At 49.2% G+C, this 19,803-nt stretch carries 20 protein-coding genes; 6 read left to right on the top strand and 14 right to left on the bottom strand.

Going from position 1 to position 19,803, the window contains the following annotated elements; all coding sequences use genetic code 11:
• Positions 1 to 4: 4 nt before the first annotated feature.
• From phnH to C8D73_RS08455, 7 genes are all read right to left on the bottom strand, one after another.
• Positions 5 to 583, bottom strand: coding sequence for a phosphonate C-P lyase system protein PhnH (phnH, locus tag C8D73_RS08425; RefSeq protein ID WP_021717770.1), 579 nt, complete (start codon positions 581 to 583; stop codon positions 5 to 7).
• Between the two features lie 5 nt (positions 584 to 588).
• Positions 589 to 1,014 (bottom strand): phosphonate C-P lyase system protein PhnG, encoded by a 426-nt coding sequence (phnG, locus tag C8D73_RS08430; RefSeq protein WP_046430974.1) that lies wholly within the window; start codon positions 1,012 to 1,014, stop codon positions 589 to 591.
• 18 nt (positions 1,015 to 1,032) lie between these two features.
• On the bottom strand, positions 1,033 to 1,863 hold the full coding sequence (locus C8D73_RS08435) for a PhnE/PtxC family ABC transporter permease (protein WP_113077908.1): 831 nt from the start codon (positions 1,861 to 1,863) through the stop codon (positions 1,033 to 1,035).
• Position 1,864: 1 nt separating this feature from the next.
• The gene (locus C8D73_RS08440) at positions 1,865 to 2,656 is read right to left on the bottom strand and encodes a PhnE/PtxC family ABC transporter permease (RefSeq protein WP_021717773.1); all 792 of its coding nucleotides are present in this window, start codon (positions 2,654 to 2,656) and stop codon (positions 1,865 to 1,867) included.
• The gene (gene phnC, locus C8D73_RS08445; protein WP_021717774.1) at positions 2,649 to 3,434 is read right to left on the bottom strand and encodes a phosphonate ABC transporter ATP-binding protein; all 786 of its coding nucleotides are present in this window, start codon (positions 3,432 to 3,434) and stop codon (positions 2,649 to 2,651) included. Before phnC ends, C8D73_RS08440 begins: the two co-directional genes overlap by 8 nt.
• Before the next feature lie 47 nt (positions 3,435 to 3,481).
• A complete protein-coding gene (locus tag C8D73_RS08450) occupies positions 3,482 to 4,399 on the bottom strand; it encodes a phosphate/phosphite/phosphonate ABC transporter substrate-binding protein (RefSeq protein ID WP_113077909.1) in 918 nt (305 codons plus the stop codon).
• A 236-nt stretch (positions 4,400 to 4,635) separates the two neighbouring features.
• Positions 4,636 to 5,067, bottom strand: a complete 432-nt coding sequence (locus C8D73_RS08455) for a hypothetical protein (protein WP_021717776.1) — start codon at positions 5,065 to 5,067, stop codon at positions 4,636 to 4,638.
• Between the two features lie 227 nt (positions 5,068 to 5,294).
• Here C8D73_RS08455 and C8D73_RS08460 point away from each other — a divergent pair, with 227 nt between their 5' ends.
• The gene (locus C8D73_RS08460; RefSeq protein WP_113077910.1) at positions 5,295 to 6,476 is read left to right on the top strand and encodes an iron-containing alcohol dehydrogenase; all 1,182 of its coding nucleotides are present in this window, start codon (positions 5,295 to 5,297) and stop codon (positions 6,474 to 6,476) included.
• 86 nt (positions 6,477 to 6,562) lie between these two features.
• Here C8D73_RS08460 and C8D73_RS08465 read toward each other — a convergent pair whose 3' ends face one another.
• From C8D73_RS08465 to nifS, 7 genes are all read right to left on the bottom strand, one after another.
• Positions 6,563 to 9,622 carry a filamentous hemagglutinin N-terminal domain-containing protein gene (locus tag C8D73_RS08465; RefSeq protein WP_113077911.1) on the bottom strand — a complete coding sequence of 1,020 codons (3,060 nt, stop codon included), beginning with the start codon at positions 9,620 to 9,622 and terminating at the stop codon, positions 6,563 to 6,565.
• A gap of 30 nt (positions 9,623 to 9,652) precedes the next feature.
• Positions 9,653 to 11,257, bottom strand: a complete 1,605-nt coding sequence (locus tag C8D73_RS08470) for a ShlB/FhaC/HecB family hemolysin secretion/activation protein (protein ID WP_170123195.1) — start codon at positions 11,255 to 11,257, stop codon at positions 9,653 to 9,655.
• 374 nt (positions 11,258 to 11,631) lie between these two features.
• Positions 11,632 to 11,934: a LysM peptidoglycan-binding domain-containing protein gene (locus C8D73_RS08475; RefSeq protein WP_113077913.1), complete on the bottom strand. Its 303-nt coding sequence runs from the start codon at positions 11,932 to 11,934 to the stop codon at positions 11,632 to 11,634.
• A gap of 137 nt (positions 11,935 to 12,071) precedes the next feature.
• Positions 12,072 to 13,013, bottom strand: coding sequence for an AEC family transporter (locus C8D73_RS08480; protein WP_113077914.1), 942 nt, complete (start codon positions 13,011 to 13,013; stop codon positions 12,072 to 12,074).
• Positions 13,014 to 13,069: 56 nt separating this feature from the next.
• Positions 13,070 to 13,408, bottom strand: a complete 339-nt coding sequence (locus C8D73_RS08485; protein ID WP_021717780.1) for a hypothetical protein — start codon at positions 13,406 to 13,408, stop codon at positions 13,070 to 13,072.
• 155 nt (positions 13,409 to 13,563) lie between these two features.
• A complete protein-coding gene (nifU, locus tag C8D73_RS08490; RefSeq protein ID WP_021717781.1) occupies positions 13,564 to 13,989 on the bottom strand; it encodes a Fe-S cluster assembly scaffold protein NifU in 426 nt (141 codons plus the stop codon).
• Positions 13,990 to 14,006: 17 nt separating this feature from the next.
• A complete protein-coding gene (gene nifS, locus C8D73_RS08495; protein ID WP_113077915.1) occupies positions 14,007 to 15,167 on the bottom strand; it encodes a cysteine desulfurase NifS in 1,161 nt (386 codons plus the stop codon).
• 186 nt (positions 15,168 to 15,353) lie between these two features.
• On the opposite strand from nifS, the gene C8D73_RS08500 reads away from it, so the two are divergent.
• The 5 genes from C8D73_RS08500 (at position 15,354) to C8D73_RS08520 (ending at position 19,575) form a co-directional block, all read left to right on the top strand.
• Complete coding sequence (locus C8D73_RS08500) at positions 15,354 to 15,785, top strand: RrF2 family transcriptional regulator (protein ID WP_021717783.1); 432 nt, start codon at positions 15,354 to 15,356, stop codon at positions 15,783 to 15,785.
• Positions 15,786 to 15,829: 44 nt separating this feature from the next.
• Entirely contained in the window at positions 15,830 to 16,765 is a 936-nt protein-coding gene (gene cysK, locus C8D73_RS08505; protein WP_021717784.1) for a cysteine synthase A, read from the top strand.
• Positions 16,766 to 16,939: 174 nt separating this feature from the next.
• Complete coding sequence (locus C8D73_RS08510) at positions 16,940 to 17,530, top strand: hydrolase (RefSeq protein WP_113077916.1); 591 nt, start codon at positions 16,940 to 16,942, stop codon at positions 17,528 to 17,530.
• A gap of 24 nt (positions 17,531 to 17,554) precedes the next feature.
• Positions 17,555 to 18,643 carry a tRNA 2-thiouridine(34) synthase MnmA gene (mnmA, locus tag C8D73_RS08515; RefSeq protein ID WP_113077917.1) on the top strand — a complete coding sequence of 363 codons (1,089 nt, stop codon included), beginning with the start codon at positions 17,555 to 17,557 and terminating at the stop codon, positions 18,641 to 18,643.
• Positions 18,644 to 18,648: 5 nt separating this feature from the next.
• A complete protein-coding gene (locus tag C8D73_RS08520) occupies positions 18,649 to 19,575 on the top strand; it encodes a hypothetical protein (protein WP_021717787.1) in 927 nt (308 codons plus the stop codon).
• Positions 19,576 to 19,803 lie beyond the last annotated feature (228 nt).

A 19,803-nucleotide genomic window follows, 5' to 3' on the forward strand; every position in this document is an offset into this window, starting at 1 on the left:
CTGTTCACCTGCTTTCTATTCTTGTTTTACGTGGTATACCCATCAGGCAGCCCCGCTGATCCAGCACAAAAAAATCAAGGCCCAGCGGATACTCATATTCCTGCTCATCACGTTTCCCCAAAGCCGCCTGCAGTTCCGGGCACATAATGATTTCCTGGACAGCCTTGATCCCGGGCCCGCTGATCCGCTGCAGCTTGCCTGCCTGCAGATCCGCTGTGCACAAAATGACAGTCGCGCTTTTATGAGGATCGCGCAGTGTACCGCACTTAGCAGCCTGTACTGCTTCCTGCCAATCCGCATTCTCCGTCACAAAGATATAATCCGCTTTACTCACAGCAGCTGTTTTAGCCAGAGTCAGCTCAGTAATTTTCTCTGCCAGCGCAGGAGAACCGCAGACTGCAAAACTGACCTCATTGTCCAAAAGCACTGCCGCCACAGTCAGCGGCATGGCATAAGCTCCACCCAGTTTCCGGGCCAGAGGTCCCAGCTCAACGATGCGTCCCGGATTGCTCAGCGCTTCCAGCAGCAGACGAAAAGCAGCCTGAGTGTCATATACAAAATCAAATTCATAAGCTTTCTGCATTATCTTTACTCCTGATCCATAGTCTGAAAATCAACCATCGTTTTGGCATACAATCCGTTTTCCAGTTCCTGTTCCCGCTGCTGCCGCATAGACAGCCGCTGCAGCACTGTCTTCAGTTCATCCAGTTCGCTGACCTGCCTGTTAAAAGCAGCATCGATCACCGCCATGGAACTGACTTTGTCAAAATCATCACCCAGCACAACAGCTGTCCCTTTAGTGCCGCCCAGTTCCACAACTGTATCGCACACCAACGCCTCACCCAGATAAAACAGACTGTTTTTTACCGGCTCACGCAGCTTGATCATCGCCAGTGTTTTAGCAGGCGCCTTCACAACGCTGACACCATATTTTTCAGCCAGCGGCTGAGCCAGCTCACGCAGCATACTGCCATCGGCGGCCGCCATAATACGGAACAACTCTTTTTTCTCCATAACATCACCCTTTATCTGTCAGATATAGTTTTTCTTGATTGTTGTAAAAACCAGCTCCACGCAATAGGCAAATCCAAAAACCAGTACGATCGCCAGCCCTGCGGCTCCAAACTGATAGCCCTGGATATTATTCGCAATCGCAAAGCCGATTCCGCCGGCACCGATCATCCCCAGGATCGCTGATTCAGAAAAATTTATTTCAAAACGCAGACCAGTCCAGGCCATGATCTGCGAAGCTGCCGCAGGCAGTATCGCAGACAAAAAAATATGCAGCTTACTGGCTCCTGTTGCCTCAAGCGCCTCGATCACTTCCTCAGGCACATCTTCAAAGCTTTGCGTAAAAGCCCTGGCAAAAAAAGCTGTGGCATGCACACACAGTCCTACGATGCCCGCAGCAGGCCCCAACCCCAGACAGACCAGCGCCAGCAATACCCAAACCGGTGTCGGTACGGCACGCAGAAACGTAAAGAACGCGCTCAGAGCATACGTCACAAATTTATTTTTCATCAGGTTACGGGCACCAAAGGCAGCTAATACCAATCCCAGCAGAACGCTGTAAATAGTTGCCAGCACAGTTATTGCCACTGTCTGGGAAAAGGCCTCCAGCGTCAGCCCAAAATCGTGAAAATCCAGCAGCGCCAGCAAACCAAAGGTCTTCCCCAGATCAGGCAGCCTGGAAATAAGCTTCAGCCAATCCAACTGCAGATAATATAACGCCACTATCGAAACGACTGTTACAGCTGCTAAAAACCAGCGCAGCTCACTATCCTGCCCGCTGCGGGCAACACGGATCCTGCCGTTACTGAACTCAAGACACTGCACCCTCGCCTGTACAAAAGTCTGCTCCATTTTATGTCAACACCTTTCTTCGCAGATAATTAGTTAAAAATTCCACCATAATGACCATCGCCGCAATAACCAGAATAATTCCTGCCGCGCCGGCATAATTAAACGACTTGATATAGGAAAACAGCACCAGCCCGATCCCCCCGCCTCCTACCATTCCCACAATAGTCGACGCGCGTATATTAAGTTCGATGCAGTACAGGAACCAGGCGATAAACTGTGTCAGGCAGGTCGGTACGATACCCTGACAGACCTTCTGCCAAAACGTACCGCCGCAGGCCGTCAGCCCTTCCATTGCATCACAGGATACCTCGTCGATCACTTCAATAAACGCTCTTGTCATAAAGGCAAAGGTCGAAATCAGCAAAGCAATAAAACCAACCCCGGTACCAATACCCAGTGACGAAAAAAGAATAAAAGCCCAGACCAGTGTCGGGATATTCCTCAGAAAAGTGGCAAACCCCCGGATCGTTCTGGCCAGTCCCTTCCAGGGTGATAAAGAAGTGCTGCCGAACACAGCGAAAAGAAAAGCAAACACTGCCGCAACGAAGCTGGACGAAACCGCCAACGCAAAAGTTACAAGAATCGATTCTACTACTACCGGCGAAGCATTGAAGCGTGGCGGCAGGAAATCCTGAAACAGAAATTTCCAGAATTCTCCCTGTTCCCAAAGCACCTCCAGCGGATTAAAACGGGAAATATAAGTCGCCAGGCAGAACAAAACCAGCACGACCACTAAAAACCAGGTATAAACCTGTTTTTCACGGGGATTCATTATACTTATTTTTTCAGGCATAATTTTCACCCTGCTTAATGATCAGATTTTCCATCGAAGTATTATAAATTTTCTCTATCACTGCATTATTCAGCTGCTGCGGGGTTCCGTCAAAAATCATTTCTCCTTTTGCCAGACCGATGATGCGCGTAGCATAACGCATGGCCACATCCAGCTGATGCAGATTGACGATACAGGCAATATTACGGCGCTGCGTCATCTGATAGATCAGGTCCATAATGATTTTAGACGCATTAGGGTCCAGTGAAGCGATCGGTTCGTCACAAAGAAGCAGCTTCGGTTCCTGCATAATCGCCCTGGCAATACCTACGCGCTGTTTCTGACCGCCCGAAAGATCACTGGCACGGTTATATAAACGATCGCCCATCTCGATTTCCTGCAGCAAGTCAATCGCCTTACGTTTATCCTCTTCCGTATAATTACCCAGCATCCCGTCCAACGCCGACATATAACCCAAGCGCCCATGCAGCACGTTCTGCATTACCGACAGCCGCTGCACAAGATTATAATGCTGAAAGATCATCCCGACTTTACGCCGCAGCAGCCGCAGCTTTTTGCCGGACGCACCGGTAACTTCCTCGCCGTCGATGTATACATGACCTCCGCTGGGGACTACCAGCTGATTGACCGTTCTCAGCAGGGTGGACTTGCCCGATCCGGAAGGACCTATAACAGCGACAAATTCTCCGGCTCTGACCTCCAGACTGATATCATGCAAAGCGCGGACCTGATTGCCATAAACTTTCTCGATATGCTCCATTTTTAAAACCGTGCTCATGCTTCCTCCTATAAAAAAGGCCGGACAGCGCCGGCCTCTGCTCCAACTTATTTACTGCTGCTCAGGGCTTTGTTCAGATCAATGATACCTTTGTAATCTTCAATACTGCATTCTACGAAACGCTTATCCTCTGCACCCATTACCCCTTTGTAGTAAGCGGCATTGTCATAGCTCAGGATAAAGTTTTTTACCTTTTCCTTCACTTCTGCCGGCAGATCCCTGCGCAGAGCCATCGGTTCGGACGGGATCGGATCAGAAGCGAAAATAATTTTAACGTCATCTTTGCTGACACGTCCCGCATTGATCTCAGCCGCCAGAATTGCATCAGAGATAGGAGCTACCTGCACATCACCCTTGACTACAGCCGCCAGACCTGCTTGATGCTTGCCGGAAAAGCTGACTGCCTGGAAAAATTTGCCATTAGTATGCAGATCATCCATCGAAAGCTTCTCACCGGGAAATGCTTTCATAATCGCCGCTGAAGGGATCAGATTGCCGGAAGTGGAATTCGGGTCAACGAACGCCATCGTTTTCCCTTTGATGTCCTGGATACTATTGATATCAGTATTCTTGCTGCTCGTAACCAGAACAGACTTATAAGTCGCGTTCTTTTTATCTTTATCCTTGGCAATCATCCCGATCGGTTCTGCACCTGCACGTTCATAAGCCAGGCAGAAGCTTAACGGTCCAAAATAAGCCATATCGGCTTTACCGGTACGCATAGCCTCAATCACCGCATTATAATCGTTAGATACCAGCTCTGTGACCTCCATTCCCAAAACCTTGCTCAAATCGCCCGCCATACCTTTTCTGGCATCGGCATTTTTATCTGTCGATTCATTCGGCAGATAAGTGATCACAAATTTCTTTTGCTCAGACTGACCGCCGCAGCCGCTGAACAGCAAACAGCTCATTACTGCCAGCATCAGCAGGGCGCAGACCTTGAATAATTTTCTTGATTTCATTTCCTTCTCTCCTTTTTCACAAGTACTGAAATTTTGCTTGCATCTGGAAACACTGTCATCATAACAAAGCTTTCTTTGCTTTGAATTAAGAAGGCTTTAAGTTCTTGTAAAGAATTTCACCTTTCTTTAAAGGTTTGTTAAAGCATGACCCTTAAAATACCCGTGCAAATAAAAAAAGTCCGCAGGCTGACATACATCAGCCTGCGGACTTACACTTTTTAAATTGTTTTAAGCTGTTAGATCTTTACATCGATCTGGGCCGATACGCCCACACCCTGCACGCGGTTGATACCGCTGATAGCGACCTTATCGACCGGGATCAGCGCTTTCGCACGGAAGCTTTTAAAGAAGGAAGCCTCCAGCTGCAAAGCAGCCTGACATTTATCTACCTGCTCCTTCGGTCCCGATACCTGAGCAGCGCCGGCATAACTTCCGTCACCCACGGTAATGATCGGCACTACCTTGGTAGCGTAATCGCTGGAGATAGGATATTTTGCCGTCAAAGTATTGATAGCGCTGTTCAGCTGGTCGGCAAACTGGCTGACCAATAACGATACAGCGCCGCCTTTAACTACGGTACCCAAAATACCGGCCTGCGCCGGAGCCGTTCCCTGTCCCAGTAAAAATCCGCAGACCAGTGCCGCGGCGATCCATTTTTTTCCCTGCATAATATTACCTCCTCTGCCTGAATCATTTCAGATTTATCGTTTCAATTCGACATCAACAAACAAAACTCTTGCTCTTTTGCAAATTGTTCACCAAGAAATCACAAAATATTTCTCCTGCCGATAATTTTATGAAACTTCTGCATTTTACAAACTGCCTGTTTTGCGATACGATAGGTTTAAGAAGATTTTACAGCGGCAGCATTTGCCGCAGCAAAGGAGCTGTTATTATGGAACAGTTTAAATATTACGCACCTACAAAAATACTTTTCGGTAAAAATACCGAAGCCGAGGTTGGTGAACTCTGCAAAACACAAGGAGCAAGCAAGGTCCTGGTACACTTCGGTGGCAGCAGCGCCCAAAAGTCCGGTCTGCTTGACCGTGTCTGCGGCGCACTGCAGAAAGCAGGACTGCCCTATGTGACCCTGGGCGGCGTTGTGCCTAATCCCCGTTTAAGCAAGGTTTATGAAGGCATCGAAATCTGCAGGCGGGAAAAAGTTGATTTTATTCTCGCCGTAGGCGGCGGCAGCGTTATCGACAGTGCCAAGGCCATTGGTTATGGCATCACCAATCCCGGCGACGTCTGGGACTATTACAGCGGCAAAGCGCCGCAGGCCTGCGCCCCTATCGGTGCCGTCCTTACCATTGCTGCGGCCGGCAGTGAAATGAGCAACGCGTCAGTCATTACCAATGAAGACGGCTGGTTAAAACGCGGACTGCAGTCGCCCTATGCCTACTGTAAATTTGCCATTTTAAATCCTGAGCTGACCTGCACGCTGCCGGCCTACCAAACAGCCAGCGGCTGTACAGATATCATCGTCCATACTTTAGAACGTTACTTTACCAAACCCGGCGTTACCTCCCTGGCGTTGACTGACAGCATGGCCGAAGCTCTGCTGCGCAACGTCATGCGCAATGCCCGACTGGCTTTACAGAAGCCTGCCGACTATGACGTCCGCGCCGAGATCATGTGGGCAGGCACGCTTTCCCATAATGACATCACCGGCGACCGCAGTCAGGGCGACTGGGCTTCCCACCAGCTGGAGCATGAATTGGGCGGTATGTTCGATATTGCTCACGGCGCAGGCCTTGCAGCGATCTGGGGCAGCTGGGCCCGCTATGTGTTCAAACAAAACCCCTGCCGTTTCGCACAACTGGCAGTCAACGTACTGAATGTTCCCTACAGCTTCGGCAATGACGGAAAAACAGCGCTTGAAGGAATCGCCGCCATGGAAGACTTTTTCCGTTCCATTGGTATGCCTACCTCGATCAGCGACATGGAAATCGAACTCACCGACACCCAAATCAAAGAGCTGGCACACAAATGCAGCTTTATGGGCAGAAGAACGATCGGCGGCTTCGTCACCCTGAACGCTGCCGATATGGAAAATATTTACCGGATGGCCAGATAAAACAGCGGCTATACTTGCTGCAGAAACTTTTACCCTCTTTAAAACACAAAGGACAAGCAGTTAAACTGCTTGTCCTTTGTGTTTTTTTACTCTGCCGGCGTTTCTTCATCCTGCAGATTCACTTCATCAAAAAGCACGGGCTCGATTTTTACTGAATTATTCTCCAGCTGTATTTTACGATTTTCTTCAATATGCCAATCCCTGTCATTGACCAGGCTCTGTTCCCACGCCTGCACAACTTTTTTCTGAAGGCTGGTCAAAGTGGCCGTATACTTGTCATCTGTAGCGGGAGCCTCTGGTTTAGGTTCCGGCTGAGTACCGGATTTTACCACCAATGTGCCTGTCAGCTGCAGAGCATAGCCGTCCTGCGTAGAATACAGCAGCTCGCCCAAATCATATTCACCGGCTGCCAAACCATCTAATCCCAGGATTTTATCAGGGTCTACATTTATACCCAACTCCTGCAGTTTGGCAAGCAGCGCGGCCTTAAAATCACTGCCAGCTGCAGCTTCCAGCCTGCCCACATCACCGCTGATTTCCTGCAGAAACGGCTTCAGATACGGTGCCGTCTGTTTTTGATCGGTCTGCCAGACTTTTTTATCTTCTTCTCCCAGCCCATCTGCGAAAGCCTGATTGAACTCTGCTGTCGTAGCATATACTGTTCCTTCACCGTATTTTTGGTAACCGCTATCGGTGAGGAAATAGGCATTCCGGACGGCAGAAACTGCTTCTGTATCGGACGCGCCCATAATTGCATCTACGTCAGCACTGCCGCTGACCTTGCCTAAATTATAAACATTAGCAACGCTGCCATATTCTCCCAGCCCTAAAATACCGCCGATATTTTTATTACCGCTGACACTGCCGGTATTATAAGCATTTTTGATACTGGCATAGTCTAGCTCCTCATCATTGCCGTCATAACCGGCAACACCGCCCACATTATCCGCGCCCTCGACAGCGCCGGTATTGTACACACCGTCAACCAGCGCATTGGCATTAGCGCCGCAGACCCCGCCGACATAATTTCCATCAGCAGTTACGTCCCCTGTATTATAGCTGTTTGCGATACTGCCGCCGGAATTAAAACCACAGATACCGCCGGCAAAACTATCCCCTTTAGAATTACCGCTGGTGATAATACCTTTGTTAGAAGCATTTACTATTTTCCCGCCATTGGTATTATAACCGGCAATACCGCCAGCGAGCTGCTGATCTGCAGAAATATTGCCTTCATTCGCTGCAGCTTCAATCAAACCGCCTTTATTGTTACCAACGATACCGCCTATATAACCATTGCCGCTCACATCACCGCTGTTAAAGGCCTCGATGACCGATCCTTTTCCATTCGCGTTTCTGCCTACGATCCCTCCGGCAGCAGAAATAACACCGATAATATTACCGCTGTTCTCAGTGTTCCTGATACTGCCGGAATTTTCCCCAACGATCCCGCCTACAGCTACGCCGCCAAGGATAGCGCCTTTATTAACAGCATTTTCGATAGTTCCCTTATCTATGTTATTGCCGCTTATACCGCCTACCGAATTGCCACCCATTGTTCCCTCTTTATATATCTTAACGTCGCCTTCGTTGACCACATCTTTTATTGTCCCTTTATTGATCCCGCTGATCCCCCCAAAACCGGTACTGTCGTCCACATTGCTTGTAACAGAGCCTTGATTAACAGCGTTTTCAATAGTCCCCTTACTATTGTTGACACCGGCGATGCCGCCGAGATTTCCCCAGCCAATAACAGCACCAGTGTTTTCAGCGTACTTTATAATACCAGTTTTGTTCCCGTCACCATTACTGCTGGCAATGCCGCCAACACTACCGCCATTTGTTGCTGTGATACTGCCGCTGTTACTGACAAATTCCACCGTACCATAATTAGTGCTGGTGATACCACCTACCGAAGAATTACCTTTGACAGCGGCTTTATTGGCAACATTACGGATCAGCCCCAGGTTTTTTCCTGCTATGCCGCCGACGCTGCTTTGTCCGCTGATACTTCCGGAAAGTGTCAAATTCGTTACACGCGCGCTTTCCGTCAGGCAGCCAAATAAACCAACATACGATTCTCCGCTGCGCTCGATCGTTAAATCACTGATAGTATACCCCATACCGTCCAAACTGCCGGTGAACCCGCCTTGAAATCCACTTGGGGTTCCCATGGGCAGCTGTTTTAAAGCGCCAAGGCACGCAAACCCCTGACCGCTGTTCCAGCTGCTGGTAACAGAAGCATCTATTTCGTTAGCCAGCATATAATCGCCATTGACATAACTATAGTCAAAATTTGCACTGTTTTTTTGGGTTTCATAATTATTATTGATCGCCTGCAGCTCATATACGTCATGTACCAGCATACAATCAGTAATATTTTTTTCACTGCCGTCTAAGGCCGCTGTGACAATGCCCAAGCTGCTGGCTTTTGTTCCGCCGCCTTTGCTGTAATCGCTGACAGTATGCCCCCCGCTGCCATCGCCTACATCAATGGTAGTCTTATCCGTCACCTCGTAGCCGATGTTGATATTGTCCTTGGCCTTTAAACTGACTTTACCCAGGTCGCCGCCTTGTATCTGCAGCGTATCAGCCTTGATGATCGAGATATTATTACCTTCAAAATTTATGGCGTCGGCAGCGATCGTTCCTAAATTAACAATATCGGCCTGGATTTTGGAAATACCATCGGCATCCAAATTTCCCAAAGTCCCGTTAAAGCCTTTACGGGCCTCTTCCGGCAGACTTCTTGTCGATGCTGTCAGACTGCCTACATTGACCTCTGCCGCGGCACCAAACAAGATCCCGTTGGGATTGAGCAGGAAGACATGCGCGCCGTTGCCATTCAGCTTACCGAAAATCTCGCTGCGCTGGCTGCCCGTCACATAATTTAAAACGGCCTGCATATTTTTAAAATTTACTGTTTCTCCCTGGGCTATATTAAAGCTGTCCCAGTCTATAGCCAGATTGCCGCCGTTGCCGGTAATATCCATTGCACCGCCGCCAGGAGAGCCGATACTGCCACTGCCGCCCACGACCTGGCCGCCCTGCGGCAGGGCATAGCCCCAGTTTGGCAAAAGCAGCATGCCGCTGCTTACAATCGTGACCATGATCTTTTTATATAAAAGCATTTTCTCATTTTTCATCTTCACACAGCTCCTTATCCTTGACCGATATTAAAACAGTTTGTAGGCCAAAAACCACAGCCTGCCGTTTTTATCGCTTTCTTCACTGGTAAACTCTTCACTGCCCAGCTTGCGCGCATAGTCAAGCCGCAGATAGTAATCGTCAGCCTTGGCGTACTGCAGGCCCAGTCCCCAACCGGCCAGACCGCGGTGCTGAGCATAACTTTTAGACAGCTCGACTTCGCCCCAATCCACATAAGCTGCCAGAGTCAGATCAGGTACGGGAGTGGCATAACGCAGTTCTGCCGTAGCCTGGTAGCCGCTGTCGCCGCTGGCTTCACCCTGCGGATAAGCCCGCACACCGTTAGCGCCGCCTAGAACAAACTGTTCGCTGCCATCCAGATCTTTGCTGGCCAGCTGACTGTGGAAATTTACATGCAGATTCAAAACATTGCCTAATCTGCGGATATGATTGACGTCAGTATTGAATTTGTGATAGCTGCCTTCCGTGTAGCTGCTGGCATCGTCATAACTTAGCCGTCCCGCATAATATAAAGCGCTGTAGCCAGTATAACTGCCGGCACCTTTAATATTGCCCGCTATGCCGGCATACAGTGCATTACTGTGTTTTTTTGTATCGATGCCAAAGGTACGCAGCTCATCTTTCAGCTGGCGGTTATCGTAGCCATAAACTGCCGCCAGGTGATCAGAAGCAGTATTTATCAACGGCGTACTGCCATAAATGCTGAAAGTTTTAGCCCGTCCGACCGCGTCAAGGATATTATAAAAGCCGCTCAGCGTATAATCCATCAGGCTATAGCTGACGCCCAGTTTTGTCCCGCGGCTGCCGACCGGCATTTCGTAACCCAAATTATAGTTATGCAGGTTATCATTTGAAAGCATCCCACCCAGAAAAAATTTATCGCCGATCCTGCCGGGATTGTTGATCGTTGTCTGAAAGCCATATCTGTATCTGCCGCTGTATTTATTGCCATAATTATCAGTGTATAAAATCGTCTGCTGCGGTTTATCAGCCCGAAGATCGATCACAAAATCGCTGGTACCATTGGCCTGCCCAGCCCGCAAAACACCTACGGCTGTAACGCCGGCCAGATCGTTGATATTATTCAAAACTGTTTCCAGCCGGTCTGTACGCAGCAGCTCTCCCTTTTGCAGAATCCCTGCGGCTTTTTCTGCCTGTCCTTCCGCCAGAGCCGAAGTATTATTGACCTGTACATAGCTTAACCGCCCTAAGACTATTTTGACTTCAATGATACCGTCAGTGATTTCCTGCTGCGGCAAAAAAGCAGTAGCAACCGCGTAGCCCTGTCCGCGCAGATACGCAGTCAACTTATTGACCGCCTGCTGCAGTTCATTAAAATCGACTTCACGTCCGCAATAGCTTTCTACCAGCGCAGCCAATACGTCCTGCTGGATAGCATCTTCACTGGTAAAGACAAAATTCTGCAGATAAAACTTTCTGCTGCCGCTCACATCAGTGTTTGTTTCTTCTTTTGTCAGAACAGCCGTTTTATCCCCGTCCGCCCTGTTTTCTTCCAAAGCGCGCAGATCCCCGCTGCTGTTTGGCAAAGCTGTGGCAGCCGAAGCGCCGGCGCAGCTCAACACCAGCATCAGGCTTATGATTTTAGTTTTCATTTTTATTCTCCTTACACCATCAAACATTTATTTTGGGAAATATTTTTAATATATCAGTTATATTGTTTTATATTATACCACGTCTGTACCCCCCACAAGACACGTTAAATTTTTAGTAAGATTTACTTTTTCTGCCGCGTTAACGGGTACGCGGCCGGCAGCAAGCTGCCCGCCCGCTATTTTCTGTATTTACGTCGAAAAATAGACTTCTCAAAAATAAAAAAGCTTTCTTTTCCATCGGATAAAATCCCATAAAAAAAGAAAGCTAAAAAACACAAAGACGCGTCTGCCAAAAGGCAGGCACGTCTTTTTTACTGCGCCCTAACGCATATTATTTACTTTTGAATCAGTTTCCTACGCCGGCGCCGTAATTATCAGCCTTTGATATCGCCGGCCTCTGCCACCATCAGCTGATCGACAAACTGCATCCTGACCGGTACTAAAAGCTTCTGTCCCGGTTGCAGGTTCGTATTCGCCAGCGCATTGGTTTCGCAGATACGGTAAATGACTTCGCGTACATCTTCGTCCTGATCGGCCCAGCGGTCAGCGATAGCCCACATGGTATCGCCTGTATGTACAGTGATCTGTTCGTAATGATAAACAGTATCATCCTGTAAAAAATTATAGCCTGTATATAAAATAGTGGTCATCAGCATTAATACAAACAACTTCTTCATAACTCCACGACCTTTCGAAACATCTGTTCGTTAAACATATAATAAACCGAACTGTTTTGTTTGTCAAGAGTTTTTCTAAAAATTTGTTCGTGTTTTAGGGTTTTAAGGCGAACGTTTCTGCAATCAGGCGAACAGATCTAACCACGCAGCACCCACATATAAAACGGCGTCGTTATTACTGCCAGCAGTGTACTGACCACCGTCAGCATCGCCGCATACTTGTAATCGCCGCCATAAACCTTAGCTACAATAGAAGTGTTCGTCATCGCCGGCATAGCCGCCTGCATAACAAATACATCGCTCATCAATTTCGGCAGCGCAAAAAACGGCAGACAGACCATAACGCACAGCGGACAGATCACAAACCTTCCCACCATTGCCGCCGTCAGCTCTCTGTCAAATTTGATCTCGCTCCAGGACGCTTTACTGATCGCGATACCGATAAACAGCATGGCCAGCGGCGTCGTCATTCCGCCCAGATAACGAAAAGAAGCTTCGATCGGCATCGGCAGCCGCCAATCAAGCATTACCAAAATAATTCCTGCCAAAAAACCTAACAGCGGCGGGTTCAGAACCACTTTCAGAGTCTTTCTGCTGAGCCACGGTGCCGCCACACCGGCATCAGACGCCATATCGTGCACGGCTACGACCCAGAACATCGTAGTATTGACCATATAATACAGCATGACATAAGGAATACCTTCTTCACCGAACAAAGCCAGCGTCATCGGCAGGCCGATGAAAATAGTGTTGGAAACAAAAAAGACAGTACAGAACACGCCGACCCGGTCACGCCGCACCTTCAGCAGCCGTGCTGCCGCATGGCCGATAAAATAGCCCAATGCCATGGAAATGATCGGTACCGGCAGACCGCCACTCATCTCGATCAGCTGATCGTGGCTGAAATTGACCGTCAGATTGACGATCATATAGGTAGGCAGGCAGACCTTGGTCACCAGCTGGGCCACAGCCGAGCTGAAGCTTTCAGAAAACCAGCCCTTACGGGACAGATAAAAACCGGTAGCTATCATAATAACGATAGTCAAAATGCCCTGCAGTGCGTGTAAGACTGCCGCCATAAAATCACTTCCTTAAAATAAAAGGCACCGAAGCCTTCGCCTCGGTGCCGCTCAAATCAGTTTTTGGCCTGTTTCGCTTCTTCCAATTTATGCTTCATCCAGTCGATCATGGCCAGTTTGCCGAATTCATGCCAGGTTTTACATTCAGTATTCCTGGCAATATATTCGTTCCATTTATCCTGGTTCACCTGTTCTACCTCCAGCAGATTCATGATGCCGAAGCCGCTGCGCCAGATCAGATCGTCCATCGAGGTATATTTACTGTTTTCCGTTAAAAATTTATCGTTGAACAATTCCTGAAAAGATACCTTTGCCAAAATCTTTCCCAGTTCCTCGTCATGGGTAAAGATCTCCAGATAATGCTTAAACTCTTTTTCAATATCGATTGCTGCCATTGTTTCATCCTCCGACGGTAAATTATTGATTTTATAATTTATACTTCCTATTTTACCACAAAAAAGCCGATGGCGCTAACCATCGGCTTTTCTGTAAAACTAATGTGAATAAAAGGAGGGGTTGGAGATGAAAAATCTTAACAGTAAAACAGCTGTCAGTGACCGCAGTCGTGGCAGCAGCCGCTGCACACTTCAATACCTTCGGTCGACATACCGTTTTTGACCTTATAGTCATAAATCGCGGCACGCAAGCCATCAGCTGCCAGGTTGGAACAATGCATCTTGATCGGCGGCAGTCCGTCAAGTGCTTCAGCTACCGCCAGATTAGTCAGTTCCAGCGCTTCCTCGACAGACTTGCCTTTAGCAAGCTCTGTTGCCATACTGCTGGTAGCGATAGCCGCACCGCAGCCAAAAGTCTGGAAACTGATATCGGTAATGATATTGTCTTTGACTTTAATAAAAATCTTCATGATATCGCCGCATTTGGCATTGCCTACCTCGCCGACGCCGTCGGCATCGGGCATCACACCCACATTACGGGGATTCATAAAATGATCCATTACTTTTTCACTGTATGCCATAAACTACACCTGCTTTCTTACTTGTGGTAAAGAGGCGACATCGCCCTTAATTTTTCAACGATCAACGGTAATTGCTCCAAAACATAATCGACATCGGCACTGCTGTTTTCTTCCGACAAGGTCAGACGCAGCGAACCATGCGCGATCTCATGCGGCAGTCCGATAGCCAGCAGAACATGCGACGGGTCCAGAGACCCGGAAGTGCAGGCACTGCCGCTGGAAGCCGCGATACCCATATGGTCAAGCAGCAGCAGCAGGCCTTCGCCTTCAATATATCTGATGCTGACATTTACATTATTCGGCAGTCGGTCAGTAGGATGTCCGTTTAACCTTACTTCAGGGATCTTTGCCAAAATCCCTTCGATCAATTTGTCACGCAAAGCACGTGTTTTTTCGGCATTGGCTTCCATATTTTCTTTCGCATAAGCAGCTGCCAGCCCCATACCGATGATCCCGGCCGTATTTTCAGTGCCGGCACGCAGGCCTTTTTCCTGCCCGCCGCCGACGATCAGCGCCGGTACACGCACACCCTGACGGATATACACCGCGCCTACGCCCTTTGGTCCATGAAATTTATGCGCCGTCAATGTTAAAAGATCGATATTGTCGCTGGTAACATCAATAGGGATATGACCTGCCGCCTGTACTGCGTCAGTATGCAGCAGCACCTTATGTGCGCGGCAGACTGCGCCGATCTCTCTGATCGGCATTATCGTACCGATCTCATTATTGGCATACATCACCGAAACAAGGATCGTATCGTCGCGTAAGGCGGCCTCTACCTGGGCCGCTGTAACCCTGCCGAATTCGTCTACCGGCAGGTAAGTGATCTCAAAGCCTTCCTTCGCCAGTTCTTCACAGGTATGCAGTACAGCGTGATGCTCGACCTGCGTAGTGATAATGTGCCGTCCCTTCTTGACATTGGCATGAGCCACGCCTTTAATAAGCATATTATCACCCTCACTGCCGCCGCCTGTAAAAATGATTTCCTTAGGTGACGCGCCGATCAGATCCGCAACCTGCTGACGGGCAGCGGCAATAGCTGTTGCCGCATGCTGTGCTGCCTTATATATACTGGAAGGGTTTCCATAATTTTCTACCATAGCCTTTGCCATAGCCTCTGCTATTTCCGGTCTGACCTTAGTCGTGGCCGCATTATCTAAATAAACTTCCCGCATTGCGATCCGTCCTTTCTTAATTCCTACTTGTTTAGTATGATTACACTTTCAGTATAGTAATTCCCAGTATTTTTGTCAAGATTATTTTGTGAATTTTTTGTGTAGGAAAAATTTTTTTGTTCAGCTATTGAATTCCTAGTAAACTAGTAGTAAAATAATGTCAAGCTTTTGAAAGGACGTGTGCTTATGAAAATCTCTACCAAAGGACGTTATGCTTTGCGGCTGATGCTTGACCTGGCTTACAATCATACCGGCAGCTTCATCCCCATTAAAAATATCTCCCAGCGGCAGGATATTTCCGACAAATATCTGGAACAGATCATTACCCAGCTGAGCCGCGCCGGACTTGTCAAAAGCGCCCGCGGCGCCCAGGGCGGCTATATGCTTGCCAAAGAGCCGCAGGAATATACTGTAGGCGAAATACTGCGGCTGCTGGAAGGCAATCTGGCCCCGGTAGCCTGCGTAGACGATACCAAGGATGCCTGCACCCGTGCAGACGAATGTGTAACCATGGAAGTATGGCGTGAAATAAAAGACGCCGTTAATAAAGTAGTCGATAACATCACCTTGGCTGACTTAGTGGAACAACAGCGGCAGAAATGCCGATGTTGTAAGTAAATTACCGCTTGCAGCATAATTTATTAAAGAAAGGTTTTGATATCATGACTAAAATTTACCGTAGCCTGACCGACTTGATCGGCAACACCCCGCTCTTAGAGCTGACCAACTATAACAGGAAATTTGCTCCGCAGGCGACTATCATCGCCAAGCTGGAATATTTTAACCCGGCCGGCAGCGCCAAAGACCGTATCGCCATGGCGATGATCGACGCCGCCGAAGCCCGGGGACTGCTGCAAAAAGATTCGGTCATCATCGAACCGACCAGCGGTAATACAGGTATCGGCCTGGCCAGCGTAGCCTCAGCACGCGGTTACCGCACGATCCTGACCATGCCTGAAAGCATGTCTGTTGAACGGCGCAACCTGCTGAAGGCTTATGGAGCCGAGCTGGTGCTTACACCCGGTTCTTTGGGTATGCAGGGTGCCATCGACAAAGCAGAAGAACTGGCAGCAGAAATACCCAATGCTTTTATCCCCGGACAATTTGTTAATCCGGCCAATCCGGCCATCCATAAAGCAACCACCGGCCCCGAAATCTGGCGCGATACCGACGGCGAAGTCGACATTTTCGTTGCCGGAGTAGGCACAGGCGGTACTGTCAGCGGTGCTGGCGCTTACCTGAAAGAAAAAAATCCGCGCGTCAAGATCGTCGCCGTCGAACCCAGCGATTCTCCCCTGCTGTCCGGCGGTAAGGCCGGCCCGCACAAGATCCAGGGCATCGGCGCCAACTTTATCCCCAAAAACTTTGACCGCAGCGTTGTCGATGAAGTTATCGCTATCGACGCGGCAGATGCTTTCAGCACCAGCCGCGAGCTGGCGAAAAATGAAGGCCTGCTGGTCGGCATTTCCTCCGGTGCTGCGGCCTATGCCGCTACGCTTTTGGCGCAGCGACCCGAAAACGCCGGTAAAAAAATCGTCGTCATGCTTCCCGACACCGGTGAACGTTACCTGTCCACCCCGGGCTTTATCGGCGACTAAATCAACTTTACCCTCTCCTGACAAACAAGCGCAGAGTACACCTCTGCGCTTGTTTTATGGTACTGTTTGAACCCTTGGCGAGGTATTTTCGAGCCTAGTGTTCATACGTGCCTTTATGGTATAATTATTTTATTAAATACGCGTCAATACGCATAAACGGAAGGATTGATTTTCATGGCTGATTTAACCCGCAGTGAAGCCTGGGAGCTGCTGACAAAATATAATAAGGAACCTTTTCACCTGCGGCACGCGCTGACGGTAGAAGGCATCATGAAATACTTCGCCAAAGAACTGGGCTATGCCGACGAAACAGGCTTCTGGGCTCAGGTCGGCCTGCTGCATGATCTGGATTTTGAAGTTTATCCTGCTGAACACTGTCTCAAATCACAGGAAATCATGCGCGAACACGGACTGGACGAAAGATTGATCCGCGCTACCGCCAGCCACGGCTACGGCCTGGCGCAAAACGATATCGAACCGCAGCACCAGATGGAAAAGGTGCTGTTCGCTATCGACGAGCTTTCGGGACTGATCGGCGCCGCTGCCATTATGCGCCCTTCCAAAAGCGTTATGGACCTGGAACTGAAATCAGTCAAGAAAAAATACAAAGATAAAAAATTCGCTGCCGGCTGCTCGCGCGACGTTATTGAAAAGGGCGCTGCCAACCTGGGCTGGACCGTCGACGAGCTGATCGAAAAGACTATTCTGGCTATGCGCGAAGACGAAGCCGCTATCAACGAAGCCTGCGCTTCCTTTGATGCCTGAACGAACGAGGTTTTATAATAAATTATGAAGAAAAAAGTTTTAGTCGCCATGAGCGGCGGCGTTGACAGCTCTGCCGCGGCTATGCTCCTGCAGCAGCAGGGCTACGATGTAACAGGAGCCACGCTGCGTATGTTCTCCAACGAGGATCTGGGACTGGAGCAGGACAGTACCTGCTGCTCACTAAGCGACGTTGAAGACGCCAAACTGGTTGCACACAAGCTGGGCATTCCCCACTATGTCTTCAATTTCAGTCCCTGCTTCAGGCGCTGCGTCATCGACCGCTTTATCAGCGAATACGAAGCCGGCCGTACGCCAAACCCCTGCGTCGACTGCAATAAACACATCAAATTCGGCGAACTGCTCGATCGCGCCCGGTTGATGGACTGTGAATATCTGGCTACCGGTCACTATGCCCGCATCATTTTCGACGCTGACAGAAACCGCTGGCTGCTGGCCCGCGGCGACGACCACGCCAAAGACCAGAGCTATATGCTTTTTAACCTGACCCAACAGCAGCTGGCGCATATCCTGCTGCCGCTGGCAGATATTACCAAACCCGAGATCCGCCGGATGAGCGAAAACCGGGGCCTGGTAACGGCTCATAAGCCGGACAGTCAGGATATCTGCTTTGTCCCAGACGGCGACTACACCGCTTTTATCGAACGCATTACCAAAAATAAACCGCGCCCCGGTAAATTCATCCACCAAAACGGTCAGGTGCTGGGAACGCACCAGGGACTGATCCACTACACTATCGGTCAGCGTAAAGGTTTGGGCATTGCTTATGAATACCCGCTTTATGTTATTGATAAAGACATTGCCAGCAACACAGTTATTTTAGGCCCTAATGATGCTTTGTTCCAGAAAGCTCTGCTTGCCGAAAACTGTAACCTGATCGCGATCGATAAGCTGGAGGCGCCCCTGCGTGTCACCGCCAAGACCCGTTACCGGCAGAAAGACGTACCGGCAGTTATCGAGCCGCTGGCGGACGGTAAAATCAAAGTTACCTTTGACGAACCGCAAAGAGCCATCACCCCAGGTCAAGCCGTAGTATTTTACGACGGCGATTACGTAGTCGGCGGCGGTATTATCGCCGCGCCGCTGAAGGAGTAAGAAACATGAAATTCTTTCTCGCCGCTATCGTCACAGCAGCACTGCTCGCTGAAATAATCCCTGTTTGGGCCGCTGACCCAGGCAACGATAAAATCAAAAATAAGGCTCCTTCTGTCCATACAGAAGCTGATAACAGTAACGGACATCCGCCTGAAGGCATCAGCATCACGCCGCAGACACAGGCCCAGAGGCTGGCAGCAGCTACGGCTAAAGCACAGCCGAACGCCAAAACACCGGCTGATACTGCATCCAATGCTACCTCCTCTGTCGATTCGGATATCAAAACTCCGCCTGCTGATATGCAGCCGGAACCAACCAAGCCGGTGATCAAAAAAATCAAGCCACCGATCCCTGAGGAAAAACCGCTGCGCGTGATCTGGCCGCAGGACTTTTATTATTATTCCTATAACGGCGATCCTTATTACAGCCTGTCGCTGCCCAAGGATTTCGGTACTGATACCCTCGCCGGACTGCCTGCTGCAGGTCCCATGCTGATGCGGGCCCAAAGCAACACTGTTTTGATGACCTTTGCCGCCACAGAAAATGATCCTGTTAAAAACCGGATCTTCAGCGAAGCGCTCAAAAACAGAAGCGAGATACCGCTGCCGCCATTAGGACCGAACGAAGAATACGAATATATCCCAGCCCCGCGTTATACTTACAATACTGACCCGGCGCCGCTGGAGCTGCCCAAGCAGATCACCAACGTCAAAATAGTGGATGCTGGCAGCGGACGGACAGCAGAAAACCTGATCGTTCAATATCTTTATCTCAGCTGTACGGCCGACGGACAGCATTGCATGGCTGTACTTACCCACAGCGAACGCAATCAGAAAGCCTTTGACGGACTGTTCGTCTTTCCCTATGCTGAAAAACAAAATTATATACCGTTAGTTACCTTCACCGCGCAGAGCCTGCGGGTGAGGAAATAAACAATAAAAGCTGATAAATAGAAGCGCTTAAACGCCTATATTTATCAGCTTTTTAATTATACTATCATCTATTTACAACAGCCCGGCCGGTATATACCAGTTTCTGGCATCTATCGGCAGCAGATCATTGGCAAAACAGATCACGCCGCCTGCACCTAATTTCAAGGCCCGTTCTCCCTCTGCCACCGGCCGCAGGATATCAAACTTCTTCGTTTCTTTCACCGGGCT

Source organism: Phascolarctobacterium faecium DSM 14760, assembly GCF_003269275.1.
GTDB lineage: Bacteria > Bacillota > Negativicutes > Acidaminococcales > Acidaminococcaceae > Phascolarctobacterium > Phascolarctobacterium faecium.